This is a genomic window from Streptomyces sp. NPDC028635 (genome assembly GCF_040637635.1).
Lineage (GTDB): Bacteria > Actinomycetota > Actinomycetes > Streptomycetales > Streptomycetaceae > Streptomyces.
In genome coordinates this window covers 14,794-40,569 of sequence record NZ_JBEZWX010000052.1, presented here as the reverse complement: position 1 = coordinate 40,569, position 25,776 = coordinate 14,794, and the positions used below count along the sequence as shown (strand labels likewise).

25 protein-coding genes and 1 pseudogene are annotated in these 25,776 nt (G+C 73.3%); 17 read left to right on the top strand and 9 right to left on the bottom strand.

What is annotated here, in order from left to right; all coding sequences use genetic code 11:
* Positions 1–209 precede the first annotated feature (209 nt).
* A complete protein-coding gene (locus AB0E88_RS32815; protein ID WP_361638207.1) occupies positions 210–2,477 on the top strand; it encodes a catalase in 2,268 nt (755 codons plus the stop codon).
* A gap of 326 nt (positions 2,478–2,803) precedes the next feature.
* On the opposite strand, the gene AB0E88_RS32810 is transcribed toward AB0E88_RS32815, so the two are convergent.
* Positions 2,804–3,217 (bottom strand): SRPBCC family protein, encoded by a 414-nt coding sequence (locus AB0E88_RS32810; protein WP_361638205.1) that lies wholly within the window; start codon positions 3,215–3,217, stop codon positions 2,804–2,806.
* 143 nt (positions 3,218–3,360) lie between these two features.
* Here AB0E88_RS32810 and AB0E88_RS32805 point away from each other — a divergent pair, with 143 nt between their 5' ends.
* Entirely contained in the window at positions 3,361–4,737 is a 1,377-nt protein-coding gene (locus tag AB0E88_RS32805; RefSeq protein ID WP_361638204.1) for a diacylglycerol kinase family protein, read from the top strand.
* A gap of 7 nt (positions 4,738–4,744) precedes the next feature.
* Here the strand turns inward: AB0E88_RS32805 and AB0E88_RS32800 are convergent, their stop codons facing one another.
* Positions 4,745–4,918 carry a hypothetical protein gene (locus tag AB0E88_RS32800; RefSeq protein ID WP_361638202.1) on the bottom strand — a complete coding sequence of 58 codons (174 nt, stop codon included), beginning with the start codon at positions 4,916–4,918 and terminating at the stop codon, positions 4,745–4,747.
* A 191-nt stretch (positions 4,919–5,109) separates the two neighbouring features.
* Complete coding sequence (locus AB0E88_RS32795; RefSeq protein WP_361638201.1) at positions 5,110–5,376, bottom strand: hypothetical protein; 267 nt, start codon at positions 5,374–5,376, stop codon at positions 5,110–5,112.
* Positions 5,377–5,751: 375 nt separating this feature from the next.
* Between AB0E88_RS32795 and AB0E88_RS32790 the strand changes: the two genes are divergently transcribed.
* The 5 genes from AB0E88_RS32790 to AB0E88_RS32770 are packed head-to-tail and all read left to right on the top strand — an operon-like array spanning position 5,752 to position 9,606.
* A complete protein-coding gene (locus AB0E88_RS32790; RefSeq protein WP_361638199.1) occupies positions 5,752–5,931 on the top strand; it encodes a hypothetical protein in 180 nt (59 codons plus the stop codon).
* A gap of 21 nt (positions 5,932–5,952) precedes the next feature.
* On the top strand, positions 5,953–6,645 hold the full coding sequence (locus AB0E88_RS32785; protein WP_361638197.1) for a hypothetical protein: 693 nt from the start codon (positions 5,953–5,955) through the stop codon (positions 6,643–6,645).
* Entirely contained in the window at positions 6,642–7,592 is a 951-nt protein-coding gene (locus AB0E88_RS32780; protein ID WP_361638196.1) for a hypothetical protein, read from the top strand. Before AB0E88_RS32785 ends, AB0E88_RS32780 begins: the two co-directional genes overlap by 4 nt.
* On the top strand, positions 7,589–8,506 hold the full coding sequence (locus tag AB0E88_RS32775; RefSeq protein ID WP_361638194.1) for a hypothetical protein: 918 nt from the start codon (positions 7,589–7,591) through the stop codon (positions 8,504–8,506). The genes AB0E88_RS32780 and AB0E88_RS32775 overlap by 4 nt, the downstream gene beginning before the upstream one ends.
* On the top strand, positions 8,503–9,606 hold the full coding sequence (locus tag AB0E88_RS32770) for a serine hydrolase domain-containing protein (RefSeq protein WP_361638192.1): 1,104 nt from the start codon (positions 8,503–8,505) through the stop codon (positions 9,604–9,606). Before AB0E88_RS32775 ends, AB0E88_RS32770 begins: the two co-directional genes overlap by 4 nt.
* A gap of 55 nt (positions 9,607–9,661) precedes the next feature.
* On the opposite strand, the gene AB0E88_RS32765 is transcribed toward AB0E88_RS32770, so the two are convergent.
* Both AB0E88_RS32765 and AB0E88_RS32760 read right to left on the bottom strand, forming a co-directional pair.
* The gene (locus AB0E88_RS32765) at positions 9,662–11,035 is read right to left on the bottom strand and encodes an alpha-lytic protease prodomain-containing protein (RefSeq protein WP_361638190.1); all 1,374 of its coding nucleotides are present in this window, start codon (positions 11,033–11,035) and stop codon (positions 9,662–9,664) included.
* A gap of 153 nt (positions 11,036–11,188) precedes the next feature.
* Positions 11,189–11,437 (bottom strand): annotated as a pseudogene (locus AB0E88_RS32760) (radical SAM protein); the annotation flags it as partial.
* Between the two features lie 265 nt (positions 11,438–11,702).
* Between AB0E88_RS32760 and AB0E88_RS32755 the strand changes: the two are divergent.
* A complete protein-coding gene (locus tag AB0E88_RS32755; protein ID WP_361638188.1) occupies positions 11,703–12,344 on the top strand; it encodes a class I SAM-dependent methyltransferase in 642 nt (213 codons plus the stop codon).
* On the opposite strand, the gene AB0E88_RS32750 is transcribed toward AB0E88_RS32755, so the two are convergent.
* Positions 12,274–13,563, bottom strand: coding sequence for an amidohydrolase (locus AB0E88_RS32750; RefSeq protein ID WP_361638187.1), 1,290 nt, complete (start codon positions 13,561–13,563; stop codon positions 12,274–12,276). The two genes, AB0E88_RS32755 and AB0E88_RS32750, sit on opposite strands and share 71 nt — an antisense overlap.
* Before the next feature lie 175 nt (positions 13,564–13,738).
* Here AB0E88_RS32750 and AB0E88_RS32745 point away from each other — a divergent pair, with 175 nt between their 5' ends.
* The 5 genes from AB0E88_RS32745 to AB0E88_RS32725 all read left to right on the top strand — a co-directional run bounded on the left by AB0E88_RS32745 (position 13,739) and on the right by AB0E88_RS32725 (position 17,932).
* Positions 13,739–15,202: an ornithine decarboxylase gene (locus tag AB0E88_RS32745; protein WP_361638185.1), complete on the top strand. Its 1,464-nt coding sequence runs from the start codon at positions 13,739–13,741 to the stop codon at positions 15,200–15,202.
* Positions 15,203–15,304: 102 nt separating this feature from the next.
* Positions 15,305–15,979, top strand: a complete 675-nt coding sequence (locus tag AB0E88_RS32740) for a hypothetical protein (RefSeq protein ID WP_361638183.1) — start codon at positions 15,305–15,307, stop codon at positions 15,977–15,979.
* Positions 15,976–16,221, top strand: a complete 246-nt coding sequence (locus tag AB0E88_RS32735) for a BON domain-containing protein (RefSeq protein WP_361638182.1) — start codon at positions 15,976–15,978, stop codon at positions 16,219–16,221. Before AB0E88_RS32740 ends, AB0E88_RS32735 begins: the two co-directional genes overlap by 4 nt.
* Complete coding sequence (locus AB0E88_RS32730; protein ID WP_361638180.1) at positions 16,218–16,982, top strand: metallophosphoesterase; 765 nt, start codon at positions 16,218–16,220, stop codon at positions 16,980–16,982. Before AB0E88_RS32735 ends, AB0E88_RS32730 begins: the two co-directional genes overlap by 4 nt.
* A gap of 14 nt (positions 16,983–16,996) precedes the next feature.
* Positions 16,997–17,932: a hypothetical protein gene (locus tag AB0E88_RS32725; protein ID WP_361638178.1), complete on the top strand. Its 936-nt coding sequence runs from the start codon at positions 16,997–16,999 to the stop codon at positions 17,930–17,932.
* A 227-nt stretch (positions 17,933–18,159) separates the two neighbouring features.
* Here the strand turns inward: AB0E88_RS32725 and AB0E88_RS32720 are convergent, their stop codons facing one another.
* Together AB0E88_RS32720 and AB0E88_RS32715 are read right to left on the bottom strand one after the other, a co-directional pair.
* The gene (locus AB0E88_RS32720) at positions 18,160–18,936 is read right to left on the bottom strand and encodes a chitosanase (RefSeq protein ID WP_361638176.1); all 777 of its coding nucleotides are present in this window, start codon (positions 18,934–18,936) and stop codon (positions 18,160–18,162) included.
* Between the two features lie 288 nt (positions 18,937–19,224).
* Positions 19,225–19,950 (bottom strand): anti-sigma factor antagonist, encoded by a 726-nt coding sequence (locus AB0E88_RS32715; RefSeq protein WP_361638175.1) that lies wholly within the window; start codon positions 19,948–19,950, stop codon positions 19,225–19,227.
* Positions 19,951–20,080: 130 nt separating this feature from the next.
* On the opposite strand from AB0E88_RS32715, the gene AB0E88_RS32710 reads away from it, so the two are divergent.
* The 4 genes from AB0E88_RS32710 to AB0E88_RS32695 all read left to right on the top strand — a co-directional run bounded on the left by AB0E88_RS32710 (position 20,081) and on the right by AB0E88_RS32695 (position 23,118).
* Positions 20,081–20,395, top strand: coding sequence for a helix-turn-helix domain-containing protein (locus AB0E88_RS32710; protein WP_361638173.1), 315 nt, complete (start codon positions 20,081–20,083; stop codon positions 20,393–20,395).
* A gap of 181 nt (positions 20,396–20,576) precedes the next feature.
* The gene (locus AB0E88_RS32705; protein WP_361638171.1) at positions 20,577–21,635 is read left to right on the top strand and encodes an ABC transporter permease; all 1,059 of its coding nucleotides are present in this window, start codon (positions 20,577–20,579) and stop codon (positions 21,633–21,635) included.
* Positions 21,636–21,738: 103 nt separating this feature from the next.
* Positions 21,739–22,269 (top strand): DoxX family protein, encoded by a 531-nt coding sequence (locus AB0E88_RS32700; RefSeq protein ID WP_361638169.1) that lies wholly within the window; start codon positions 21,739–21,741, stop codon positions 22,267–22,269.
* 162 nt (positions 22,270–22,431) lie between these two features.
* Positions 22,432–23,118 (top strand): alpha/beta fold hydrolase, encoded by a 687-nt coding sequence (locus AB0E88_RS32695; RefSeq protein ID WP_361638167.1) that lies wholly within the window; start codon positions 22,432–22,434, stop codon positions 23,116–23,118.
* 217 nt (positions 23,119–23,335) lie between these two features.
* Here the strand turns inward: AB0E88_RS32695 and yicI are convergent, their stop codons facing one another.
* Positions 23,336–25,606 (bottom strand): alpha-xylosidase, encoded by a 2,271-nt coding sequence (gene yicI / locus AB0E88_RS32690; protein WP_361638165.1) that lies wholly within the window; start codon positions 25,604–25,606, stop codon positions 23,336–23,338.
* Positions 25,607–25,776: the final 170 nt, after the last annotated feature.

The following is a 25,776-nucleotide window of genomic DNA, read 5'->3' as shown; positions in this document are numbered from 1 at the left end:
ACCGGTCCGGCGGCGGAGCCCGGCTCCGCCGCCGGACCGTGCGCGCCGTGCGCCCGGGCGGCCGCGCACCGGCCCCGCGCCGGAGGCGCCATGCGCCCCGGCGCCGCAGGTTCGCCATCGCGCCCGCGGTGTGCGCGCGGCGGACGGTCATCCACCCGCAGGGCAGCCCGGCCACGCCGCGCGGCTCGGCCGGAGACAAGGGATCACACATGAGCGATAGCAACCCGTTGAAGAAGGCGGCCGAGAAGGTCCTCGGCGGTGACACGGGCCCCGCCGACGGCATCCCCGGCCGCCCCGGGCCCGAGCCGCCGTCCGTCGAGGAGCCCACCGAGGCGCGCGAGCCGCTGCCGCCGAAGCCGGACCAGACCGGCCCCGACACCTACTCGCCCACCGGCGTTCCCACCGGCACCGACCAGGCGGCGATGGCCCAGCAGGGCGCTTATCTGACCACGGCGCAGGGCGCCCGGCTGTACGACACGGACCACTCGCTGAAGGCCGGGCCGCGTGGTCCGGTGCTGCTGCAGGACCACCATCTGCGCGAGAAGGTGATGCACTTCGACCACGAGCGCATCCCGGAGCGGGTGGTGCACGCGCGGGGCGCGGCGGCGCACGGCATCTTCCGCGGCTACGGCACCGCCACGCCGGTGACCAAGGCGGCCTTCCTCGCCAAGGACGCCGAGACGCCGGTGTTCGTGCGCTTCTCCACCGTCCTGGGTTCGCGCGGCTCGTCGGACACGGTGCGCGACACCCGGGGCTTCGCGACGAAGTTCTACACCAGCGAGGGCGTCTTCGACCTCGTCGGCAACAACATCCCCGTCTTCTTCATCCAGGACGCGATCAAGTTCCCGGACGTCGTCCACGCCGCCAAGCCGCACCCGGACCGGGAGATCCCGCAGGCGCAGAGCGCGCACGACACCTTCTGGGACTTCGTCACCCTGCACACCGAGGCCACCCACCACACCCTGTGGAACATGTCCGACCGGGGCATCCCGCGGTCGTACCGGACGATGGAGGGCTTCGGCGTCCACACCTTCCGGCTGGTGAACGCCGACGGCGGGACGACCCTGGTGAAGTTCCACTGGAAGCCGAAGCTGGGCGTGCACTCCCTGGTCTGGGAGGAGGCGCAGATCGCCAACGGCGTCGACCCCGACTTCCACCGGCGCGACCTGGCCGACGCGATCGAGGCGGGCGCCTACCCGGAGTGGGAGCTGGGCATCCAGACCTTCCCGGACACCCCCGAGCAGACCTTCGAGGGCATCGACCTGCTCGACCCGACCAACCTCGTGCCGGAGGAGCTGGCCCCGGTGCAGCCGATCGGGCTGCTCACCCTCAACCGCAACCCGTCGAACTTCTTCGCCGAGACCGAGCAGGTCGCCTTCCACCCCGGCCATCTCGTGCCGGGCATCGACATCACCGACGACCCGCTGCTCTCCGGCCGCCTGTTCTCCTACCTCGACACCCAGATCACCCGGCTGGGCGGCCCCAACTTCCCGCAGGTGCCGATCAACCGTCCGCACGCGCCGGTCAACGACATGCTGCGGGACGGCATGCACCAGACCGCCGTGCACCGCGGCGCGGCACCGTACCGGCCCAACTCCGTGGACGGCGGCTGCCCGTTCACCGCCGGCGCGGACATGGGCGCCTACGTCGAGACACCGGTGCGGGTGCCGGAGGCGACGAAGGTGCGCGAGGCGCCGCAGTCGTTCGACGACCACTTCAGCCAGCCGCGGCGGTTCTGGCTGAGCATGAGCCCGGTGGAGCGCGAGCACATCATCGGCGCGTACACCTTCGAGCTGGGCAAGTGCTACGAGCAGTCCGTCAAGGAACGGGCGTTGCAGGTACTGGCCAACATCGACCCCGAGCTGTGCGCGGGCGTCGCCGCCGGTCTCGGGCTGCCCGAGCCCAAGCCGACCGTGCCGCTCGCCGACGTCGAGCCGAGCCCTGCGCTGTCCCAGGTCGGGCAGACCTGGCCGACGGACGGCCGCATCGTCGGGATCGTCACCGGCCGCGACGGCGACCTGGCCGGGGTGCGCGCCGTGCGTGAGGCGGTGCTCGAGGGCGGCATGGTCCCGCTGGTCGTCGCGCCGACGGGCGGTGTCCTCGGTGACGGCGAGGGCCCGGTGACGGTGCAGCGCAGCTACGCGACGGCCCGCTCGGTGGAGTTCGACGCCATCCTGGTGGCCGGGGCGCCGGGTGTGGGCGCCGACGCCTACGGCGCCCGGGACGCCAAGGGAGCCCCGGCGGCCGTACCGCAGGGCTCCTGCGACCCGCGGGTGGCGCTGCTGCTGTCGGAGGCGTTCCGGCACGGCAAGGCCATCGCCGTGTGGGACGGTGCGGAAGGGGTGCTGCAGTCGGCCGGTGTGCCCGCCGACGCCCCCGGCGTGGTCCGCGCCGACAGCGCCACGGCGGCGCTCGGCGAGGTCACCCGTCTGCTGGGCACCCACCGGGTCTGGGAACGGTTCACGGGCGAGGCCTGAGCCGGGCCGGGTGGCCGGCCGCACCGGTCGGGGCGGCTCAGGCCGTCCCGACCGGTGCGGCGCTCACCCATACATGACGGACCCGGACAGGGGCCGCGTGCGGCACACCCGCGCCGCACGCGGCCCCTGCGCGTCCGGGTCTTATCGCGGCCCGCGGCCCGGCAGTCCCCCGCCGGTCCGGGCGTTCCCCGCACGCCCGGGGGCTTCCCCGCTCGTCGGACCGTCCGAACGAAACGGCAGGACGCCGGACGGCAGGACGCCGGACGCCGAGCGGCGCGGGCCCCGTCTCACCGGTCCCGCGCCGCTCGGCGGTCAGGGCTGCGCCGTCAGCCGGCCGCGTTGTCCTCCCGCAGCCTGACCTGCTGTTCCAGCCGCTCCAGGCTGGCGTCGAGGGCCTCCCGCACCCGCTGCTCGCCGGGGTCGTGCTCCTCGTCGAAGAACGACAGGTGCACGGTCACCTCGCTGGCACCGCTGCCCATCCCGGCGACCTGGAGCCAGCCGGCGTAATCGCCCTGGTCGCGCGTGCCCCACTCGAGACGCATCTGCTCGGGCCGTGGCTTGAGCAGGGCGGCCGTGTCGTGGTCGCCGCGGTCTTCATGCACGGTGACGGCCGGCAGGTCATCGGCCCGCACATGCAGGGCCTGCGGCAGCCAGGCGTCCAGCTGGTCCACCTGAGCGGCCTGGTCGAAGACGTGCTCGGGCTGCGCCGGCATCGTGCGCGAACGCTCGTACTCGCTCATCGCTTGCACCGTTCCTGGGGTCGGGAGATACGCCTCGTACCGCGTGCCCCTCCTGGCGTGGTCCAAGCGGTCCGATGCGCGGGGCGCCCTGACGGTCCGACCCGCGTGGGCCCCGTGCTCCGCGCGGCCTACGATGAGCGCTGGTGAGGGAGGAGGCGGGCGGCGTGGACTTCGGCGGACATGTCCCCTGGGGACAGCGGTGGGCCGCGCGGGCGTCGCTGGCGGCGGCCGCGGCCGCCGTACTGCTGCCCGTCCTGGTCGGCGGTGTCACGGGGCTGCTGCTCATGCTCGCCGGCACGGCCGGGCTCGGTGTGACGGCCGCCGCCCTGTGGTGGGCGCTGTCCCGGCGGGGCCCGGTCCGGGTGGCGGCGACGGTGCTGGCCGTGGCCACGCCGGCGGCCGTGGTGGCGCTGTTCGCGGTGACGTTCCTGTGGGCGCTCCTCGTCTCCCCGGCGCTGTGGGGCGTGGCCGTGTGGTGCGGCCGGTACGCCCTGCGCAGCGCCGGTGAGCACACCCCGCGAATGCGCGAACGGACCGTTCCGTCGCCCCGGAAGCCGTTCCTGATCATGAACCCGCGTTCCGGTGACGGCAAGGTGGAGCGCTTCGGCCTGAAGGAGAAGGCGGAGGCGCTCGGCGCCGAGGTGGTCCTGCTGGACCCGGCGGAGGAGCAGGACGTCACGGCGCTGGCGCAGGCGGCCGTCCGGCGCGGCGCGGACCTGCTGGGCGCGGCGGGCGGCGACGGAACGCAGGCGCTGGTGGCGGCGGTGGCCGCCGAACACGGCCTGCCGTTCCTGGTGATCAGCGCGGGCACCCGCAACCACTTCGCCATGGATCTCGGGCTGGACCGGGAGGATCCGGCCGCCGGTCTGGACGCTCTCGTCGACGGGGTGGAGCTGCGGGTGGACCTGGGCTTCGCGAGCGGGCACCCGTTCGTGAACAACGCCTCGTTCGGCGCCTACGCCGCGGTCATCCAGAACCCGGCGTACCGGGGCGACAAGGTGGGCACCGCACTGGACATGCTGCCCGATCTGCTGACCCGGCAGGACGGTCCGCGGCTGACGGCCCGGCTGCGAGGGGCCCCGGCCGAGGCCGCGGCGCTGCACGATCCGCACGCGGTGCTGGTGAGCAACAACCCCTATCGCAGGGGGGATCCGCTGGGGCTCGGCCGACGGGACCGGCTGGACACGGGGACGCTGGGCGTGCTGGGCGTGCGGGTGGACAGCGCGGTGGAGGCGGCGGCTCTGCTGCTGGATCCGCAGCCCGCCGGGCTCACCATCGCGGCGGCGCGTGAGGTGGTCGTGGACGCGGACCAGTCGGTCATCGAGGTCGGTATCGACGGTGAGGCGCATGTGCTGACCACCCCGGTGCACTGCCGCATCGCCCGCCGTGTGCTGCGGGTGCGGGTGCCCCGGCAGCGCCCCGGGGTGCCCGAGCCGCCGCCCCGGATGAACTGGCGGCGGGTGCGCAAGCTCGCCGCGTCGGTGGGCCGCACGGCCGTGCCGCGACGGATGCGGGGCTGACGCCGCGTCAGTGCTCGGGCGCCGCCGGGCCGTTGTGCTGCCTGCGGGCGTTGTTGTAGATCCGCATCAGGTGTTTCGCGACGGCACAGGCGGCTCCGTCGGCGTGACACTGACGGCACGTGCGCATGTGCTGCTGGTAGGTCGCGCGGGCTTCTTCGAGGGCCGCATTCTCAGAGGGCATGACAAATCTCCGGATGAGGGCGCGTGCTTCAGACAGCGCCGGAATTGACTGTACGGTGCACCCGGAGACAAGGTGATCATGTTACTGGCGGTATTGAAAAGTCGGCTCCGCACCGCCCTCGCAGACACGGACAGTAGTCGCCGGCCGGTCGGCGGACAGGGTCGGAGGGTGACGTCCCGGCGGAGGCCGGATCAGGGCACGTCGCCCTGCCAGTCGTAACGGCTCGGGTCCGCCGCGCGGGGCGCGTACACCGCTCGGCCCCCGGGGCCGTGGCGGCCTATCTCGGTCGGCAGCGCCACACCGCCGCCCTCGGGGCGCCGCGCCGCCTCGGTGACGTCCAGCAGCAGTCCGTCCAGCGGGCCGCCCACCAGTTCGGCGTAGACGCGGCCAGGGCGGGGCGCGGCGTCCTCGTGGTCGGCGCCGTACACACGGCCTCGCATGAACTCCGTCTCGTCCATGGGCACAGCGTCGCATCCACCACTGACAACGGCGCGCACACGCCCCGCGTCGGGGCACGGCCTGCCCGGCGACCTGCTCCACGGCGTCCCGGTCCGCGCCCGCCATCAAGGCCGTACTGCCGGGCGGACAGGACGGTGGCGCCAGGACACGGCCCGCCAGGGGCAGTTGCCGCCCGGACCGGGGTCGACCGGTCACGAGGGCCCGAGAGAAGCACGGCGGCCGGGACGGGAAACGGCGAAGCGCCCCGCGACACCGCTGTGGCCACATGTTGAAGAAGTGACGAAAAGGTATTTATGGGATTTTCTGCATCATCGGCCCAAAACGGGTGAACCAGGAAGGTGGGTATCCGCTCAACCGCACAGGGAGATGGTCATATGCCTTCCACCGACCGCATGATCGACGAACTCGTCGACGTCGAGCTCGAGGAAGTCCTGGACCCCGCCGAGCCCGACGGTGTCTACCGCGACAGCAGGGAGTGCGCCGCGCTCGCGCTGCAGGCCGGCACCACCAGCCTCCTGCTGTCCCCGCCGACCCCCCGCCCGAAGAAGGGCTGACGGATCGAACGGGAGCATCGCATGGAGCAGTCAGGTACTTCGACCCTTCTCCAGGGCGTGGTGCAGGACCTCGCTTCCGGCGTGGCCTCCGCCCTCCGCGGCGGCGGCCACGCCCCCCTGCCCGGCGAGGCCCTGAACGACCGGGCCGACGGCGTCACGCTCGCCGCGGTGCGGGTGCTGGGAGCCGATCTGCTCCTGCCGTACGTCCTGTCGGGCACGGCGCCCCCCGCGCACGAACTGGCCACCGTGCACACGGCGGCCCAGGCGTTCGCCCCCCGCCCCGACGCCGCCCCGGCGGTGGCGTGGAGCCACTGGGGCATGATGCGTGCCCTGCGCCGCGTCGACCCCGCCTTCGGCGGCCCTGCCCCCGCCGAGCCCGGGACCGACTGGCTGAGCCGGGAGCCCTGGCAGGGGCTGACCCACCGGCTCGCCGTCCTGGCCCCACTCGCCGTGCCGGGTGAGGACAGCGCGGTGTCCCGCGGAGCACAGGAACGGGTCGTCGACCTCAGCCGGGGCTTCGTCCGCGCCGTACGCCGCCGCGACTGGCGGCAGGCCGCCGGAGCCGGACGCTGGCTGGCCCTGCTCGAGGGCGTCCCCGAGACCCTCGGACTGGACGCCGGGCTGGACTTCGTGGAACTGATGGCGGACGGCGACGCGTGTGTGGCCCTGCAGGTCGGCGCCGCACGCCTGATGCTCACCGGGGTGGCCGCGTGACCGCGGCCCGCGTACGGGAGGTCACCGAGGCGGCGTTCACCTGGGTGTCCGCCGAACGCCACCGGTTCGTGCTCGGCGACGGCACCCTCGACGACCCGCAGGTGGTGAACACCACCTGGAAGCCGCTCGGCGAACTCGCCCAGGTCTGCTCCACCACGCTGGCCCGCACCGCGCCCACGGACCCGCTGCACGCCCTCGCCACCGACCTGCTGGAGTACGCGTGGAAGCAGACCGGGCAGGGCGACCTGCTCGTCCGTCAGCAGCGCCGCGAGCCCTTCGCCACGTACCCCTTGGAGGTGTACGCCGCGTTCGCGTCGGCGGGCCTGCGCCACGACGGTTTCGCCGCGCTGGCCGCCCAGGTGGCCGGCACCCGCGGCCGCCGGCTCGTCGAGCAGTGGCCGGTACGCCGGTTGGGCGTGCTGCTCGCCGAACGGCACTGCGGTCGCCGGCCCGACGGCGAGGTGGCGGAGGTGCTGCGCCGCACGTGGCTCGGCGGTCTGCCAGAGCCGTGGACGTTCGAACGCCTCTCCGGCTACACGCTGACCCACGTCGTCTACCACCTCACCGACTGGGGCCGCGGCGGGCCCGGCCTCCCGCCGGACCTGGCCGGCTATCTGGAGCTGTGGCTGCCGGCCTGGCTCGACACCTGTCTCGACGCGGGCATGTGGGACCTGTCCTGCGAACTGCTGGCCGTGGCCGCGAGCCTGCCGTCCACGTCGGGCCCCGCCGGGCAGGAGGACGCCTGGACGGCGCTCGCCGCCGCGCGGCACCCGACGGGCGCCGTCCCCGAGGAGGCCGGCGGCGCGGCGGCCCCCGACGACGTCCCGGACTTCCTCGGCCACTACCACTCCACCCTCATGGCGGCCTTCGCGGGCGTGCTGGCCCTCGGCCGCCTCGACGGGGACACCACCCGGGTCCCCCAGGGCCGACAAGGAGCACCCGCATGACCGGCGCGCGCCTGATGCACACCGTCGGGGTCCGTGCCCTCGAATGGCTGTGGGCCCACCGTGACGGCTTCCGCCTGGAGACCGACGTGGATCCGGAGGTGGGCTTCCTCGAACGGTTCAAACCCCTCGGTGAACTCGCCCTCGTGTGCACCGTCCTCTTCCGCGAGGGGGTGGCCGGCTCACGCCAGAGGGAACTGGCCCGCAGCCTGCTCGACCACGTGTGGCGCGACACCCTCGATGGCGGCCGCATGCTGGACCGCGGACAGCGCACCGAGCCGTTCTCGCCGATCCCGTTCGAGGTGTACCTGCCCTTCCGGGAACTCGGCTACAGCCGGCCGGAGATCGAGCGGACCACCGCGCTCAACCACCGGCTGGAGAGCTGGTCCGCCTTCGAGACGACCCCCACCCGCAGGCTCGGTCTGTCCGCCTTCCAGCGCCGCTTCGGCCTGACCCCGCGCACGGCGGAGGCCGAGGCCTACCGCGCCACCTGGCTGGCCCGCCGCCCCGAGCCGTGGACGGTCGAGGGCCACACCGCCTACGACATCACACACGCGGTGTTCCACCTCACCGACTGGGGCGAGCACCCCGAGGGCCTGCCCGCCGACGCCGCCGACTACCTGGCCCTGTGGCTTCCGGTGTGGCTCGACGACTGGCTGGACCTGCAACGCTGGGACCTGCTCGGCGAGTTGCTCGTCGTCGACGCCTGCCTGCCCCGGCCCACCCTCGACGGCCGGGCCTGGGAGGGCTTCGCCGCCGCACAGCAACCGGACGGAGCCATGCCCGCCGTGCGCACCATGCCGGAGGGCGAGCGGGACGAGGTGTTCGACATGGTCTACCACCCCACCCTGGTCGCCGCGTTCGCCTCCACACTGGCCCTGTCCCGGGCCCTTTCCGAACTGGCCCCGGCGTCATGAACGGCGAACACCGCACGCGGTGGCCGGACGTGGCCGCCCTCGACGAGACCCGGACCGGCGCGGCTCCCCTGGTGTCCGGCGACGAGGAGCGCCTGCGCGAACGGCTCGCGGCCGCCGTCGACGCCGCCGACGCGCCCGACGCCGTGTTCGCTCTCTCCCGGCACGGGCACCGGATCGTGCACAGCGGCGGCCACCGCACCGCCGCCACCGGCCGTGAAGAGCTGCGCTACGAGATCGGCTCCGCCTCGAAGACGTTCACGGGACTGCTCCTGGCCGAGCTGATCCGGAGCGGCACGCTCACCGGCGGCGAGCCGGCCTCCGCCTTCCTGGCGCCCGGCCGGGCGACGCACACCGACGGCATCACCCTCACGCACCTGATCACACACACCTCGGGACTGCCCGCCCTGCCACGCGACTTCCTGCCGCGTGCACTGCCCGCATGGCGCACCCGGCCCTACGCGCGCTATCCGGCGGAGCGGGTCGTCGAGGCGTTCCTGCGCGCCCGCCCCCGGCACCGGGCCGGCAGCCGCTGGCACTACTCCAACTTCGGTGTCGCCGTGCTCGGCCACGCCCTCGCCGCGGCCACCGGGACGTCCTGGGAGGACCTGGTCACCGCACGGGTGCTGGACCCGCTCGCCCTGCACGCCACCGCCCTGCGGGCCGGCTCCCCGGACACCGACGCCGTGGGGTACACCAAGGACGGCCGGACGCTCGTCGCGGCCTTCGACCCCGGCGGGTTCCAGGCCGCCGGCGCCGTCCGGGCCGCCCCGCACGACCTGCTCACCTTCCTGGAGGCCCACCTCGAACCGGCCGGCTCCGCGCTGAGCGACGCGCTGGCGGCCGTCCGGGTGCCGGTGCTGCGCCGGGGTCTTGGCCACCGGCACACGCACACCCTCACCTGGTTCCGGCATCCGACGGACGGCGGGCCGATGTACTTCCACAGCGGCGCCACCCTGGGCCAACAGGCGTTCCTCGGGTTCCGGCCGGACACCGGCACCGCGCTGGCGGCGGTGTGCACCCGCCGGTTCCGCTCCGGCGACCCGTTCGTGGCGACGGCGTACGCCCTGCTCGCGGGCGACGAGGCCGAAGGCGAGCTGTGAGCGCGGAGAGCGGCACCCCGGGCGCACCCGGGGTGCCGGACCGGTCAGGTGTCGCTCACACGCGCTGCCACAGCGCCGGGGTGTTCTCCGGCGCCCAGGCACCCTGGGCCTGGTGGGACTGCAGGCACTGGTAGCGCACCGTCCCGAACGTGACGGTCGCGCCGGTCTCGTAGACCCGGCCCGTGGCCCACGCGTCGGCGGCGGTGTCCTGCGGGAGGGGGGCGTTGTTCTGGGCCGTGGCGGTGACCAGGGTCAGCCCGAAGTCGCTCAGCGTCGGGTTGATGGGCTGGAAGAACGTCGTGCCGCCGCTGGTGCAGTCGCCCGAGCCGCCGGAGGTCGTGCCCTGGGCCTGCGCGCCGGCCATGTACGGGCCGCCGGAGTCACCGGGCTCGGCGCAGACCGATGTCTGCGTCAGGCCGTTGACCGTGCCCTCCTCGTAGGTGACGGTGGCGTTCTGCTCCTGGATCGTGCCGCAGTGCCAGCCGGTGGTGGAACCGGAGCGGCACACGGACGCCCCCACCATCGCCTCGACGGAGCCCGCCACGTTCACCGTCGCCCCGCCTTCGCCGCGCACGGTCGGGGTGACGTTCCAGCCGCTGGTGACCCCGACCCAGGACATGTCCTTGCCGGGGAACGTGGACGCCTGGAAGGTGCCCTGAGCGGTGCCGTTGGGGTCGGTGGTCGTGTCGCCGGGCTTGCCGCAGTGGCCCGCCGAGGCGAAGCCGTTCTGCTCGCCCTTGGTCACGGAGAAGCCGATGGAACAACGGAACTCGTTGTTGATGTGGTAGGCGTCGCCGCCGACGAGGTCGGCCAGCAGGCGGGGCCGTTCCTTCGCGACCCGCACGGTCACCTGCTGGGCGGGCACACCGGCGGCCTTGACCAGGGCGTTGCCGGCCTGCCGGCTGGTCGCCCGGACGACGACGCGGTTGGTGCGCACATCGACGTACCGCACCGGCGTGGTCACGGCCTTCGCGCGCAGCGCCGCCTTGTCCAGCTTGTCCTTCACCGCCCGCAGGTCGCTCAGCGACACCTTGACGACGACGGCCTTCGCGCCCTGGGCGCGGATGGCGGTGGCGTCGGAGGCGCGCGTGGTGGCGACCGTCAGCTGGGACGCGGTGGCGCCCTTGACCCAGGCACCGGCGAAGCGCGCTCCGAGGGTGTTGCGCAGCCGGCCCGCGCGGGCGCCGGCCTCGGCCTCGTTCACCAGCCGGGCGGTGGCCTGAGCCGAGGTCAGTTTCAGGTCACGCTGGAGCGCCTGCAGCATCGCCGCCGAGGGCCGGTCCGCCCCGAGCGTCTGCGCCGCGGACGGGACGGGACCGGGGGCGGGCGGCGGGGTGGCGGACGCGGCGGGGTGGACCGCGGCCAGAGCGAGGGCGCCGGCCGCCACGAGGGCGGCGCGGCCGGTGCGCGCGGTGTGTCTGCCGACCATACGAAGGGCCTCCTTGGGCTGGGACGAGGGAAGAGACGTGGGACGTCGTGGAGCCATAGGCTTTGCCGCGTCGTCCGCGCCTCATGACGCCGGCGGAGGTGTTTCCCGCGATGGGGGACGCAAGAGCGGGCAAGTGCAGTAGGCGGGAGCGGCCTAGCGCGGCGTGGCGGTCCGCGCCGGCGGGTGCTGCGCCGGGACGCGTTCGAGCACCCCGCCCGCGAACACGTCGTACAGGGGCAGCGTCTCCAGGTGGACGTAACCGATGTGGCAGTCGCACACGGCGAGCGGGCAGGGGCGGGGGCGCAGGGCGGCACGATAGGAGCCGTCGTAGAGGTTGCCCAGCTCGTCACGGACGAAGTGGCAGCGGCGCACGGTGCCGTCCCCGTCGACCGACAGCACTGACAACGCGGACCGCCGGGCCGAGGGGACGGGGCGGAGGCAAAGGGTCACAGGCGTAGACGGCGCACGCCGAGCGGTGGAGGCGGAAGTGGGGAGGGCAAAGGTCTGCGTCCGCCGGGCGCCCACGCGTAGGGTCCGGCAGGGGTGGGCAGATCCGGTGCGCGCCCGGCAGATCCGGCAGACACAGGCAGGCATCGTCAGCTCGAGCAGGCACCGGCGGACACGGGCGGGCTCGGGCGGACACGAGCAGGCACAGACAGGAGGCACCGTGAGCGATTCCGAGGAACGGTCACCGGCGGCGGTGGTGTTCGACGCGCTGGGCGCGGACTACGAGAAGGCGTTCGCCGCCTCGCCGGCCCATCTGGCGTCCCTGGACTGGCTGCTCGGGCGCCTGGCGCCGGGCAGCCGCGTGCTGGACGTGGGCAGCGGCACCGGCCGGCCCACCGCGGCCACGCTGGCCGGTGCGGGCCATGACGTGCTGGGCGTCGACGTCTCCCCCGTCATGGTGTCCCTCGCCGCCCGGCAGGTCCCGGACGCGCGTTTCCGCCGCGCCGACATCCGGGAACTTCCGCTCGAGGACGCCTCGTTCGACGCGGTGTGCGTGTACTTCTCGCTGCTGCAGATGTCCCGGCAGGAGCAGACCGGGGTCGTCGGCAGGCTGGCGCGGGCACTGCGCACCGGCGGCAGCATGGTGCTCGCCACGGTCCCGGCGGACGTGGAGGACGTGCCGATCGACTTCATGGGGCAGCCGGTGCGCGCGACCAGTTTCGGCGCCGAGGACTTCGCCGCGCTCGCCCGTTCGGCGGGGCTGACCGTCCTGGCCCGCCATGCCCGGGAGTTCACCCCGGCGCACGCCTCGGCGGCGCCGGAGCCGCATCTGTTCCTGTACTGCTCGAAGGCGGAGGGCTGACCCCCGCCCCGTCGTACGCCCGGCGTGCGGGCGGCCCGCTTCCGTCTCCCTCCCGGTGCCGTGCCCACGCGCGGGCCCGCAGGTCGGCGTCGAAGAGGACGTCCGCCGCCGTGCACGCGAGGGCCTGTGCGGCGGCGGTCAGCACCGCCCGGGCCCGGGGCGAGGCGGCCGCCCGGGCGAACTCGGGCGTGTGGTCGGATCCGTCGGCGTCCATGATGGCGACAAAGGGGTGGATGGCGGGGACGCGCGCGCTGACGTTGCCGATGTCCGACGACCCCAGCTGAACGCCGGGCACGGGCGGCGTCAGCGTGATGCCGGCCCGTGAGACGTGGGCGGCGAACCGCTCCGAGAGCACCTCGCTGTCCTGGAAGTGGTCGTAGCGGACCGTGACCCGCTCCATCTCCGCCCGGGTTCCCGTGGCCCGCGCGACACCCTCGGCGCACGCGCGGACCTGGTCGGTCAGCGCGTCCAGTTCGGCCGTGGTGGCGGCGCGCAGACCGAAGCGGCCCTCGGCGTACTCGGGGACGATGTTGGTGGCGGTGCCGCCGTGCGTGACGATGCCCTGCACGTGGGAGGCGGGCGGCAGGCGCCGCCCGAGCGCGTGCACCACGTTGAACAGCTCGATCAGCGCGGCCAGCGCGTCGATCCCCTCGGTCGGGTTGCCCGTCGGATGCGCCGCGCGCCCGTGGAAGCCGATGCGGTACTGCACCTGCGCGGTCAGCGGCGCGCGCACCCAGTCGTACACCCCCGGATGGAACATCAGCGCGGCGTCCACCTCGTCGAACACCCCGGCCTCCACCTCCAGGACCTTGCCCCCGCCGCCCTCCTCGGCCGGGGTGCCGACGGCGAGCACGCCGCCGTGCGCCCCGCCGAGCACCGTGTGCAGGGCGAGCGCGGCGCCCAGGCCGGCGGCGGCGATCAGGTTGTGCCCGCAGGCGTGGCCGAGGCCGGGCAGCGCGTCGTACTCCAGGAGCAGGGCCACCGTCGGCCTGCCGTGGCCCGAGCGGGCGGTGAAGGCGGTGGGCATGGCCGCCACCTCGCGTCGCACGCTGAGCCCGGCGCGCTCCAGTTCGCCGGTGAGCAGGCCGGCGGCCCGGTGTTCGGCGAAGGCGTACTCGGGATCCGCGTGCAGGCGCAGGGCGACGTCCCACAGAGCGTCGGCCCGGGCGGCCACGTCGGCGCGCAGGGTGTCGTGGACGCCGTCCGGTGTCACAGTCACACGTCCTTTCGGGGGCCGGTGTCGTGGCGGGACGGGTTCCAGGGTGCGCGGCGCTGACACCCTCGGAGTTTCACTCGCCGTGGCGGTGCAACACGGTGGGTACGGCCGCTTCAGGCGGCCGCTCGGCGCGGCCGTCCCGGCCCGCGGCCGGTGACCCGTGCGACCGGGAGGAACCATGGACCACTCGCGTGCCCCTGTTCTGGAGGCGTTGCAGGAGTTCAGGCGCCGTGGCGACATCGCCTACGGCCCGCCGGGTCACAAACAGGGCCGGGGCGCGGATCCGCGGGTCGTGGACGTCGTCGGGATGGACGTCTTCCGCTCCGACGTGCTCAGCCTCAACGGCCTGGACGACCGCCGCCAGTCGCAGGGCGTGATCAGCCAGGCGCAGGAGCTCATGGCGGACGCGGTCGGCGCGACGGAGGCCTTCTTCTCCACCTGCGGCAGCTCGCTGTCGGTCAAGACCGCGATGCTCGCCGCGGCCGGCCCCGGGGAGAAGCTGCTGATCTCCCGCAACGCCCACAAGTCCGTGGTGGCGGCCGTCGTCGTCAACGGGGTCGAGCCGATCTGGGTGCACCCGAAGTTCGACGAGGAGCGGCACCTGGCGCATCCGCCGGAGCCGGACGACGTACGCAGGAAGCTGCGCGAGCATCCGGACGCCAAGGGGATGCTGCTGATCACGCCGACCGACTGGGGCTCCTGCGCGGACATCGCGGGTGTGGCCCGGGTGTGTCACGAGTTCGACGTGCCGCTCATCGTGGACGAGGCGTGGGGCGCGCATCTGCCCTTCCATCCCGGGCTGCCGGCCTGGGGCATGGACGCCGACGCCGACCTGGTCGTCACCAGCGTGCACAAGATGGGCGGGGCCATCGAGCAGAGTTCCGTCTTCCATCTGCAGTACGACCGTGTCTCCAGCGAGGCGCTCAAGCAGCGGGAGGACCTGCTGGGCACGACCAGTGCCTCGACGCTGGTGTTCGCGACCCTGGACGGCTGGCGGCGCCAGATGGTGGAGCAGGGGCACGGGCTGCTGGAGGCGGCCCTGCAGCGGGCGCGGCGGATCCGGGAGGCGGCCGGCGAGCTGCCGGGGCTGCGGGTCATGGGCCAGGAGATCGTCGAGGAGGGGCTGGCCGCCGAATTCGATCCGCTCAAGATCGTGATCGATGTGCGTGAGCTGGGCATCAGCGGCATGCAGGCCAACGAGTGGCTGCGCGCGAACCGGCACGTGGACGTGGGCGGCTCCGACACCTGCCGGATCAGCGCCTCGATCACCCACGCCGACGACGACACCACCGAGCGGGTCCTGCTGGACGCGTTGCGGGCGCTGGTCGAGAAGGCCGACACCATCGAGCGGCAGCCGGCGGTGCGGCTGCCGGAGCCGTCCGCCCTGGAGCTGGAGCAGGCCATGCTGCCCCGTGAGGCGTTCTTCGCGCCGGTCGAGCACGTGCCCGCGGAGCGGGCCGCGGGACGGATCAGCGCCGAGACGATCAGCCCGTACCCGCCGGGCGTCCCGGCGATCGCACCCGGTGAGGTCATCACCGACGCGGTGCTGGACTACCTGCGCAGCGGCGTCGAGCACGGCATGCTCATCCCGGACGCCGCCGACTCCACGGTGCGGACGCTGAGGGTGGTGGCCCGGCCGTGATCCGTGTCGGGGCCGGTGCCCCGGGTACTTGGACATCCGCTACGGGGTGCGACGAGCGGGGTGCGCGGCCGGCCCCGTCCCGTCGCGCCGGAGGGAGTGGTGATGACGCAGCACGGTGACGACCCGGCCCCGGCGCGGCGCGCGTCGAGCGCCGGCCTGCGGCTCGCGACGGTGCTGCCGCCGGAGGTCACGGGGACGCAGGACCTGCCACGCGACCGTACCCAGGCCATCCTGGAGGCGACCAAGCAGGTGGGCGCGCTGCTGAAGCAGCAGGGCCACCGGTTCGCGCTGGCCGGCAGCGTCGCCGCGTACGCGCACGGCGCCGGCACCAGTCTCCAGCACGACGCGGACTTCTGCGTCCGTGCCGAGGACGCCGACACGGTCGCGGACACGCTGCGTGAGGGCGGCCTCGAGGTGCTCGTCCCACCGGAGGACTGGCTGCTGAAGACCGAGTGCTTCGGCCAGTCGATCGACATCATCTTCGAACTGGCGCACCGCCCCGTGACGACCGAGATGCTCGACCGGGCCGAGGAGATCCCGGTGGAGTCGGTCGTCATGCCGGTGCTGTCGGCGACCGACCTCGTCGCGAGCCTGGTCTCGGCGTTCTCCGAGCACTACTGCGACTTCGGCGCGGTCCTGCCCGTCGCCCGTGCCCTGCGCGAGAAGGTCGACTGGGAGCAGGTGCGGCGCGAGTGCGGTGAGGAGCCGATGCCCGCGGCGTTCCTCTTCCTCCTCGAACGCCTGAACGTGATCGCCCCGCAAAAGGAGCTTCCATGAGCACCATGGACTACCGCGTCGCCCATCTGCGCGAGCGCCTCGCCGAAGGCACGCTGGCCGAGCTGGGCGTGCAGGTCGTCGTCCACGGCGAGTCGGTCCTGGTGACGGGCACCGTGCCGTCCGCGCACTGCCGTGACGAGGTCGCGCGACTCGTGTCCGAGGCGCTGGACGGCCTGACGGTCCACTGTGACCTCGTCGTCGCCGAGGCGTCGTCCCCCGACCAGGCGGAGGAGCTGGCATGATCCGCATCGCAGCCGTCGGAGACATCCACATGGGCCCCGACAGCCAGGGCGTGCTGCGGCCCGCGTTCGAGACCCTGCCCGACTGCGCTGACGTACTGTTGCTGGCCGGTGACCTGACCCGGCACGGCACGCCGGAGGAGGCCCGCGTGGTGGCGCGGGAGATCGCCGGCCTGGGCGTCCCGGTGGTCGCCGTGCTCGGCAACCACGACCACCACGACGAACGGCCCGAGGAGGTCACGGCGATCCTCAAGGACGGCGGCGCGCACGTCCTGGAGGGCGAGGAGACCGTGGTGGACTGCCCCGCGGGCCGCATCGGAGTCGCCGGCACGAAGGGGTTCGGCGGCGGGTTCGCCGGGCGCAACGCCGGGGAGTTCGGGGAACCGCTGATGAAGGAGTTCGTGCGCTACTCGCGTCGCTGCGCCGACGGTCTTCGGGCGGCGCTGGAGCGGCTCGCCGGACAGGACTGCGCGGCGCGGATCGCGCTCACCCACTTCTCCCCGGTGCCGGACACGCTCGCCGGCGAACCGCTGGAGATCTACCCCTTCCTCGGCAGCTACCTGCTGGCCGAGGCCATCGACGAGGCGGGGGCCGACCTGGCGGTGCACGGGCACGCGCACGCGGGCACCGAGCACGGGATGACGAGCGGCGGGGTGCGGGTGCGCAACGTCGCCCAGCCCGTGATCGGGCGGGCGTTCCACGTCTACCACCTGTCGGCCCAGGACCGGGTACCGGCCGCCGCGGGGGCGGAGCCCGCGCGCTGAGCCGGGGTGAACCGGTGGACCTGGACACCGTCGCCGACGAGCTGTACGGGCTGCGGCCGGAGGAGTTCACCGCCGCCCGCAACACCCGCGCGGCGGCGGCCCGTACGGCCGGAGACAGGACGCTGGCCGGGGAGATCGCCCGGCTGCGCCGCCCGAGCCTGTCGGCGTGGGCCGCCAATCTGCTGGTGCGCGAGCGGCCCGACGCCGTCGCACCTCTGCTGGAGCTCGGTGAGGGGCTGCGGCAGGCGCACCGCGAGCTGGACGGCGGGCAGTTGCGTGAGCTGACCCGCCGACAGCGCTCGCTGGTCGGTGCGCTGGCCCGGCAGGCCCGGCAGCTCACCGCCGATGCCGGGCACCCGATCGGGGACGACGCCCAGCGCGAGGTGGAGGCCACCCTGCACGCGGTGCTCGCCGACCCGGAAGCGGCGCGCGAGTGGGCCGCCGGACACCTGGTCAAGCCGCTGGAGCAGCCGGTCGGGTTCCCCACCGCGGGACCGGATGCGGTGCGCCGGGCGGCCACGGCCCGGCCCCCGGCGGGGGCCGCGTCCGGCGCCACGGCTGAGCCCACGGCGGGGACGAAGGGCAAACGGACGTCCGCGACCGCCCGCCAGGACAGGGCGCGGGAGACTGAACGGCGTCGTCGGCTGGAGCGGGCACGCAAGGAGGCCGACGCCGCGCAGCGGGAACTGGGCACGGCGGAAAAGGAGGCGGCGGCCGTCGCCGCGGAGGCCGACGCCGCCGCGCGCCGCGCGGAGGAACTGCGCGAGCATGTCAGCGAGTTGCGTGAGCGCCTGCGGCAGGCCGAGGAGGAGCAGCGCGAGGCGCACACCGAGGAACGCGAGACCCGTGAGCGGGCTCGGTCCGCGGACCGCCGCCTCAGGGACCTGCGCCGCGAGGCGATGACGGCGGCGACGAAGCTGGCGGAGCTGGAAGGCGGGGCCGAGGCCTGACCCCGAGGATGACGGGGCCTGCCTCCCTGAGGGCGGGTCCGCACAGGTCGTGCTCGTGTCCCGCCGGGTGGTGCCCGTGTCCTGCCGGGTCGTATCCGTGTCCTGGCGGGTCGTGCCGTGTCCTGCCGGGTCGTATCCGTGTCCTGCCGGGTCGTGCCCATGGCCGGGCGCCGTGGGGCGCCCGGCCGCAGGTCACGTCCGTGTCCGCGTCATGAGCTGCCCGCCCGTCAGCCGGTGTGGTAGCTGTCGCCGTAGACCTTCCAGTCCAGCGGCGGGTCGAGGTCGAGGTTGCCCTGGCGCAGGAAGACCCGTTGCGCGGTGTCGACGCGGCTGGTGTCGCTGTGGGCCTCCTCCTGCTTCATGGCCCACACGCGCGCGTCGAGGAACGCGTTCAGGTAACGCACCTCGTCACCGCCCTGCGCGGGCGGCTTGGCATTGCGCAGGGCCCGCTTGCGGATGCCGGAGAAGCTGGTGGGATCGTCGCCGTCGCCGTGCATCACGATGGCGTCGTAGTAGCAGAACTGGCCGAGGACGCGGAGCCCGTCGCTCTTGCCCTGCCGGACGGCCGGGTCGAAGTAGACACGGTCGCGTTCGTCGTTCTGCGCCTGCTGGAAGGCGCTGTCGCGGGCGGCCTTGCGCCAGTCGCGGGGGAAGTCGGGGTCCAGGCCCGCGTGCGAGTCGCTGCCGTTCACGCGGCGCAGTGCCGGCAGGTAGCGCGCGAGCACGTTGCCGGGCTTGCGGTCGGTGTACAGCTGGACCAGGTCGAGCATGTCGCCGGTGCCGGAGCAGAAGCCGATGATGCCGGCGGTGTAACCCCGGCCGTCGCCGATGTCCTCGATGTACTGGTACTGCGCCTTCCAGTCGAGCGAGGAGTTCTCCGCGCTCGAGACGAGCTTCATGGCGATCTCCTTCTTCGCCGGGTCGTCGAGCCCGGCGGCGGAGATCGGGGCCGCCGCGGCCCGGGAGATACCGAGGAAGGATGCTGCGGTCAGGGCGCCGGTCATGCCGAGAAGGGTACGCCGACGCAGGCCGGACTCCGGGTGGGGATGCGTCACGGGGACTCCAAGTGAAGGTGGGGGGTGGGGAGTTGAACCGTGGTGCCACTGACAGGAAGGTTTACTATCAGACGGCTCCGACCGTAACCCGGCAACGAGGAAGTTCGTACGATCGAACAAGGGCGCTCAGAGAGACGCGAGAGCGACACCTCGGGCGTCACCCATAGGGGGCGACGCGCCCCCGCACGCGTGAGTCGACGAGGCGTCAGGGCCGCAGCCCGTCAGGCCGCAAGGCCGTCAGGACTCAGAGGTCTCGGCCGGGGTGGGGGTGGTGACCTTGGTGACCGCTGCGGCCAGTTGGTGTTGCACGGCGTCGGGCAGGGCCTCGCCGTGCACGGTGTCCACCAAGTCCCTGGCCAGATGGTGGAGCTTGGTGTTGGTGTTCTGGGAGGCCGTGACGAGTACCGTCCAGGCGTCCTCGGCGCTGAGGCCGAAGGAGGCCATCAGGATGCCTCGGGCCAGGTCGATCAGCGGGCGGGTCTGCATCGCCCGGCGCAGTTGGCCGACCTCGACGCGGAGGTCGTTCAGGGCGTCGTCGCCCGTCGGTGCTGACTCCTCCGCGCCGTCGTCCGCGGCGAACAGGTCGAGCGTGCCGGTCAGTTCCATCAGCCGCAGGACCGCGGGCGCGGCGCCGCCGAGGATGAGCATCTTGCCCTCGTCGAGGGCGCGGCGCCGGTGGTTCAGCAGCACGTTGAGCGCCGAGCAGTCGCAGAAGTCGACACCGGACAGGTCGACTTCGATGTGGCCGGCGGACAAGGCCAGCGCCGCGCGCAGCGCGCGGTCCAGCGTGTCGTCGGCGTCGAGGTCGAGTTCACCCCGGACCGTGACGCGTGCGCCGTCACCCTCCGGGCGCACGTCGATGAGCGGCAGGCGCCGGGGGCGTGCGGGAGGCGCACCCGTCCTCACCGTGTACCCGAAGCCGTCCCCCAGGGAGGACCGCTCCTCGTCCACAGGCTCCGGCATGACCGCCTCCCCCGGTCAGTGACGACCGTCTCTCGCTCCAGGCTCCCCCGAGCACACCAACACGTCAACCTATACATGAAATCATCTTCAGGTTTTTGGATGCACGAAGAGAGGAACGTACAATCGCCCCATGGAGGGAGTGCCTGAGCCGCATACCGGGTGGACGTTCCTGACCAACCACGCCCGGGTCCTGGCGGCCATCGCAGACAATCACAGCGCGCGCATCCGCGACATAGCCGCGCACTGCCGGCTGACGGAACGGGCCGTTCAGAAGATCATTGCCGACCTGGAGCAGGACGGCTACCTCTCGCACACCCGCGAGGGACGCGGCAACATCTACAGCATCGACCCCTCCAAGGTCCTGCGGCACCCTGCCGAGGCCGGACTCACGGTGGCCTCGCTGCTCTCCCTGCTGGTGCAGGCCGAGGCGGACCGCTCCCGATAGGCCGGGGCGGAGCCCGCGCGGAAGGCGCGGAGCGGCCGGCCATCGACGTACCTCCGGGGCGGCCATCGACGTACCCCCGACCGCCGCACGCGCGTGCGGCCCCCTCCAATGCACGGCCATCTCGTGCCGGTACGTCCCGGATGTGTCAGGGTCGTGCCTGGTTGGAGGGAGGGTGCGCGGGATGGCCGACACGCCCCACGGCGACCACGGCAGGACGCCGACACGTGCGGAGCGCTGGGCCGCGTTCCGGCACTCGCCCTTGCTGCCCGCGACCGTGCTGGCTCTGATCCTCGCGGCAGCCGCCGGCCTGTTCGCGGGCTCCTACACGTACTCGATGGCCAACCCCACCCCCCACTCGATCCCCTCGGCCGTCGTCGGTTCCTACCAGCAGGCCCGGGGCCGGGCCTTCCTGGACGGCATGGAGAAGGCCCTGAACGCCTCGGTGAAGGTGCACACCTACGGCACCGTGGCCCAGGCCCGGCAGGCACTCGACGAGCAGAAGGTGTTCGCGATCTTCGACGTGCGCGGGGACGGGCGCAGCGTGACCCTGGACGTCTCCGGCGCCTCGGGCGCCTCCGTGGCGCAGGTGCTGTCGGAAACCGCGCCGGTGGTGGGGCGCGCGACGGGGGTCGCCGTCACCGTGCGGGACGTCAAGCCGCTGCAGGAGGGTGATCCGCGGGGGCTGGCCATCTTCTACATCTCGCTGGCTGCCGTGATCATCGGTTTCGTCGGAGCGATCCAGCTGAGCGTGCACGCCCGGGCGCTCACCCCGGTGGAACGGATCGCGTTCACCATCGGGTACGCGCTGCTCGGCGGCTTCGCCATCGCCGCCGTCGTGGACTGGCTGCTCGACGCCGTCCATCTGCCGTTCCTGGAGTCCTGGCTGATCCTCGCGCTGACGATGTTCGCGTCCGGCATGGTCTTCACGATGTTCAACACCCTGATCGGGCGCTGGGCCATGCTGCCGACGTGGGGGCTGATGGTGCTGCTCGGCAATCCCTCGTCCGGTGGCGCGGTCTCCTGGCCGCTGCTGCCCTCGCCGCTCGGTGTGATCGGCCGCTGGCTGCCGCCCGGCGCCTCGGTGAGCGCGCAGCACACGGCCGTGTACTTCGCCGGCCACCAGCACGCGTTCCCGTTCCTGGTGCTCGCCGGATGGGCGCTGCTGTCGTGCGCGGTGTTCTGGACGTGGCGGCACCGGCATCCCGGCAGCCGCGAACGCCGACCCGCGCACGCGGCGTGACGAGGCGCGCGCATGGCCCTGTCCGCCGCCGGGAACCCGGCGATCACTGCCCTTCGAACCAGTCGAACCACGTCGAACCACGTCGAACCATTGGAGAGTTGCCATGAGTGTGCTGCGTCTTGTGGGCCGTCCCCTGCTCGCGTCCATGTTCGTCTCCGGCGGCCTGAACTCCCTGCGCTCCCCGGAGAAGGTCGCCCCGGCCGCGGAACCCGTCGTCGGCCCGATCAAGGAACGGGTACCGCTGCTGCCCGAGCGCACCGAGCAGGCCGTACGGCTGAGCGGCGCGGTGCAGGTGGTGGGCGGCCTCATGCTGGCCACCGGGCGCATGCCCCGGCTGGCGGCGCTGGCGATCGCCGGGACGCTGGTGCCGACCACGCTCGCCGGGCACCGGTTCTGGGAGGCGGACGACCCCGGGCAGCGGGCGCAGCAGCGCATCCACTTCCTGAAGAACCTGTCGATGCTGGGCGGGCTGCTCATCGCGGCCGACGACACCGGCAGCGCCCCGTCGCTGCTGTGGCGCGGCCGGCACGGCGCCCGGGACCTGAGCCGTGAGGCCCATCTGGTGCGCCGCACCGCCCGGGCGACGGCCCGTCCGGCGGCGGCCGCGGGTGCTCTGCGCGCCAAGGTGCGCTGACGCCCCTGCGAGGTCGGCGAGGCGACCCGGCAGACCGCACACCGGGCCGTGCACGGCCTGGTCATGCTCGGGCTGCCGGAGCAGTGCGGGCGCCGTGACCGCCGCTTCTGCGGACAGCGAATTCCGGGCGGGATGCGCCATCCCCGGGGCTAACCTCCGGGCATGGTGGATCACCGCACGATCGTCGCGAACGGCCTCCGGCTCGCCTACGAGGTCTCCGGGCCGCCGCAGGCGCGGCCCGCCGTCCTGCTGCACGCGCTCGGCGAGGACTCCCGCAGCTGGCGCGCGGTGGCGCGGGTGCTCGCCGCCGACCGGCGGGTGTACGCCCTGGACCTGCGCGGGCACGGCCGCAGCGAGTGGCCCGGGACGTACACGCTGGAGCTGATGGCGTCCGACGTGCTGGGCTTCCTCGACGCCCTCGGGCTGGGCGCGGTGGACCTGGTCGGGCACTCGCTGGGAGGGGTCGTCGCCCATCTGATGGCGCGTGAGCATCCGCATCGGGTGGCGCGGCTGGTGCTGGAGGACGTGCCCGCGCCACGGCCCCGGAAGCCGACCGCACCGGTACGCCCGGACGGCGAGCTGAGCTTCGACTGGGACATGGTGACGGCCGTCCGGCCGCAGCTGGACACGCCTGATCCGGCCTGGCTGGAGCGGCTGGCCGCGATCACCGCCCCGACGCTCGTCGTGGCGGGCGGGCCGGCCAGCCACGTCCCGCAGGACGGTGTGGCGGAGCTGGCCCGGCGCATCCCGGACGCCCGGCTGATCATGATCCCCGTCGGCCACATGGTCCACGACGAGGCACCCGAGGACTTCACCCGGGCCGTCGTGGAGTTCCTGTCGCGGCCCTGACCACCCGACCGAGCGCCACCCCGGCCGACTGAACCACTCCACCAGACCGAGCGCCACCGCGACCGACTGAACCCCTCCACCCGACCGAGCGCCACAGCGACCCCGCCCGAGCCGCGATCGGCCGAGCGTGCACAAGCACCCCCGGCCAGCCGCTCCGCCCGGCCGAGCGCCACAGCGACCCCCGCCTGACCCACGCCCCTCGGCCGCAACCGCTCGCTCAGTCCAGCGGTACGGTCACCTCGCCCGCGCCGGTCGCGCTCGCGCCGCCCGCCACCCGTACCGTGAAGGGCCGGTCCGTGCCGTGCGCCGTGACGCGCAGTCCGTCGCCGTCGCGCCAAAGCGTGAACGTGGCCGCCGGAGTGCCGGCCGGGTCGGGCACGGTGGCCTCGGCCCGGTAGGCGGGGTCGGCGGTGGGATGGACGAGCAGGGTCGGCGCGTCCAGCCAGTCGCCGTCAGGACGGCTGTCGTCGGACGCCAGCGGCAGGACGGCGCCCTCGCGGACGTACAGCGGCAGGCTGTCGTAGCCGTGGCGCTCGGTGCGCCAGGCCGGGCCGGTGACCCGCTCGCCGGTCAGCAGGTGGGTCCAGGTGCCCGAGGGCAGGTAGACCTCGACGTCGCCGTCCGCGGTGAAGACCGGGGCGACCAGCAGGTCGGGGCCCAGCATGTACTGGCGGTCCAGCGGGCGGCACGCCGGGTCGTGCGGGAACTCCAGGACCATCGGGCGCATCACCGGCACCCCGGTGCGGTGGGCCTCTGCGGCGGCGCCGTACAGGTAGGGCATGAGGCGGTGCTTGAGGAGGGTGAAGCGGCGGGTCACCGCGACCGCCTCCTCACCGAAGCGCCACGGCACCCGGTAGGAGTCGGAGCCGTGCAGGCGGCTGTGCGAGGAGAGCAGGCCGAAGGCGAGCCAGCGCTTGAAGACGGCCGGGTCGGGAGTGCCCTCGAAGCCGCCGATGTCGTGGCTCCAGAAGCCGAAGCCGCTCAGTGACAGGGACAGTCCGCCGCGCAGCGATTCCGCCATGGCCTCGAAGGAGGACCAGCAGTCGCCGCCCCAGTGCACGGGGTACTGCTGTCCGCCCGCCGTCGCCGAGCGGGCGAACAGCACGGCCTCGCCCTGACCGCGCTCCTTCTCCAGCAGTTCGAAGACGGTCCGGTTGTACAGGTGCGTGTAGTAGTTGTGCATGCGCTGCGGGTCGGAGCCGTCGTGCCAGACGACGTCGGTGGGGATGCGCTCGCCGAAGTCGGTCTTGAAGCAGTCCACGCCCTGGTCGAGCAGTGCCTTGAGCTTGCCCTGGAACCAGGTGCGGGCGTCGGGGCTGGTGAAGTCGACCAGACCCATGCCGGCCTGCCACAGGTCCCACTGCCACACGTCGCCGTTCGGGCGGCGCACCAGGTGGCCCAGCCCGGCCGCCTCCTCGAAGAGGGGGGACTTCTGCGCGATGTAGGGGTTGATCCAGGCGCTGACCTTCAGCCCCTTGGCCTTCAGCCGAGCCAGCATGCCCTCCGGGTCCGGGAAGACCTCGGGGTCCCACTCGAAGTCGCACCACTGGTACGCGCGCATCCAGAAGCAGTCGAAGTGGAAGACCGACAGCGGGATGCCGCGCTCGGCCATGCCGTCGACGAAGGACATCACCGTCGCCTCGTCGTAGTCGGTGGTGAAGGACGTGGTCAGCCACAGTCCGAAGGACCACGCGGGCGGCAGGGCGGGACGGCCGGTGAGGGCCGTGTACCGGGTGAGGACGTTCTTGGGCGTGGGGCCGGCGACGACGTAGTACTCGATCGCCTGGTCCTCGACGCTGAACTGCACCTGGCCCACCGACTCGGAGCCGACCTCGAAGGAGACCGCGCCGGGATGGTTGACGAAGACGCCGTAGCCGCGTGAGGACAGGTAGAACGGGATGTTCTTGTACGCCTGCTCGCTGCTGGTGCCGCCGTCGGCCTGCCAGATGTCGACGACCTGGCCGTTCCTGACGTACGGCGTGAAGCGCTCGCCGAGGCCGTAGATCTGCTCGCCGACGCCGAGCGCGAGCTGGGCGAGGACGTGGTGCGCGCCGTCGCCGGTGGTGGCGAAGGCGGTGCCCTTGCGGCCGGCTCGGGTCAGCTCACGTCCGTCGGCGTCGTGGAAGCTCAGCGTCCAGGGGGCCGCCCGGTCCAGACGCAGGGTGAGCGGCCCACTGGTCAGCTCGGTGAGCGTGCCGTCGTCACGCACCCTTCCGGCGCCGCCGGGGTCGGCGGTGAGGGCGAAGCCGGGGCCCGGGTCGCGCTTGCCCGCGTGGTGGGTGACGCGTACGCCGATGACGCCCTCGGCGGGCGAGAAGCAGTCGACCGTGAGGAGCGGCGCGTTGAGCGTGTCCCCTCGGCGGGTCACCTTCTGCACGGCGGCGGAGGCAGTGAAGCGCTTCGATTCGAGGCGTATGTCGCGCACCTCGGTGGCGTACGCGATGTGGACGCCGTCACGGATGCGCCAGAAGCCGTCGGTGAACTTCATGGTCTTCCTCGCAGGACTCGCAGGGAGGGGCGGAGGTCGGAGAGGGCCCGCGCTGAGCGTCGCCCGAGGGTTCGGATCGTACATAAAACGAGGAGGTAGCGGGGATCTCGGTGCGGACGGTGAGCGATTCGGCACGCAGGAGGTCTGGCGCCGGAGCCAGGATTGCCGTA

Excerpts from the sequence above, each read along its gene's own strand:
- AB0E88_RS32815 (WP_361638207.1), top strand. The coding sequence starts at position 210 with ATGAGCGATAGCAACCCGTTGAAGAAGGCGGCCGAGAAGGTCCTCGGC.
- AB0E88_RS32810 (WP_361638205.1), bottom strand. The coding sequence starts at position 3,217 with ATGAGCGAGTACGAGCGTTCGCGCACGATGCCGGCGCAGCCCGAGCAC.
- AB0E88_RS32800 (WP_361638202.1), bottom strand. The coding sequence starts at position 4,918 with ATGCCCTCTGAGAATGCGGCCCTCGAAGAAGCCCGCGCGACCTACCAG.
- AB0E88_RS32795 (WP_361638201.1), bottom strand. The coding sequence starts at position 5,376 with ATGGACGAGACGGAGTTCATGCGAGGCCGTGTGTACGGCGCCGACCAC.
- AB0E88_RS32790 (WP_361638199.1), top strand. The coding sequence starts at position 5,752 with ATGCCTTCCACCGACCGCATGATCGACGAACTCGTCGACGTCGAGCTC.
- AB0E88_RS32785 (WP_361638197.1), top strand. The coding sequence starts at position 5,953 with ATGGAGCAGTCAGGTACTTCGACCCTTCTCCAGGGCGTGGTGCAGGAC.
- AB0E88_RS32775 (WP_361638194.1), top strand. The coding sequence starts at position 7,589 with ATGACCGGCGCGCGCCTGATGCACACCGTCGGGGTCCGTGCCCTCGAA.
- AB0E88_RS32770 (WP_361638192.1), top strand. The coding sequence starts at position 8,503 with ATGAACGGCGAACACCGCACGCGGTGGCCGGACGTGGCCGCCCTCGAC.
- AB0E88_RS32765 (WP_361638190.1), bottom strand. The coding sequence starts at position 11,035 with ATGGTCGGCAGACACACCGCGCGCACCGGCCGCGCCGCCCTCGTGGCG.
- AB0E88_RS32745 (WP_361638185.1), top strand. The coding sequence starts at position 13,739 with ATGGACCACTCGCGTGCCCCTGTTCTGGAGGCGTTGCAGGAGTTCAGG.
- AB0E88_RS32740 (WP_361638183.1), top strand. The coding sequence starts at position 15,305 with ATGACGCAGCACGGTGACGACCCGGCCCCGGCGCGGCGCGCGTCGAGC.
- AB0E88_RS32735 (WP_361638182.1), top strand. The coding sequence starts at position 15,976 with ATGAGCACCATGGACTACCGCGTCGCCCATCTGCGCGAGCGCCTCGCC.
- AB0E88_RS32730 (WP_361638180.1), top strand. The coding sequence starts at position 16,218 with ATGATCCGCATCGCAGCCGTCGGAGACATCCACATGGGCCCCGACAGC.
- AB0E88_RS32720 (WP_361638176.1), bottom strand. The coding sequence starts at position 18,936 with ATGACCGGCGCCCTGACCGCAGCATCCTTCCTCGGTATCTCCCGGGCC.
- AB0E88_RS32715 (WP_361638175.1), bottom strand. The coding sequence starts at position 19,950 with ATGCCGGAGCCTGTGGACGAGGAGCGGTCCTCCCTGGGGGACGGCTTC.
- AB0E88_RS32710 (WP_361638173.1), top strand. The coding sequence starts at position 20,081 with ATGGAGGGAGTGCCTGAGCCGCATACCGGGTGGACGTTCCTGACCAAC.
- AB0E88_RS32705 (WP_361638171.1), top strand. The coding sequence starts at position 20,577 with ATGGCCGACACGCCCCACGGCGACCACGGCAGGACGCCGACACGTGCG.
- AB0E88_RS32700 (WP_361638169.1), top strand. The coding sequence starts at position 21,739 with ATGAGTGTGCTGCGTCTTGTGGGCCGTCCCCTGCTCGCGTCCATGTTC.
- AB0E88_RS32695 (WP_361638167.1), top strand. The coding sequence starts at position 22,432 with ATGGTGGATCACCGCACGATCGTCGCGAACGGCCTCCGGCTCGCCTAC.
- yicI (WP_361638165.1), bottom strand. The coding sequence starts at position 25,606 with ATGAAGTTCACCGACGGCTTCTGGCGCATCCGTGACGGCGTCCACATC.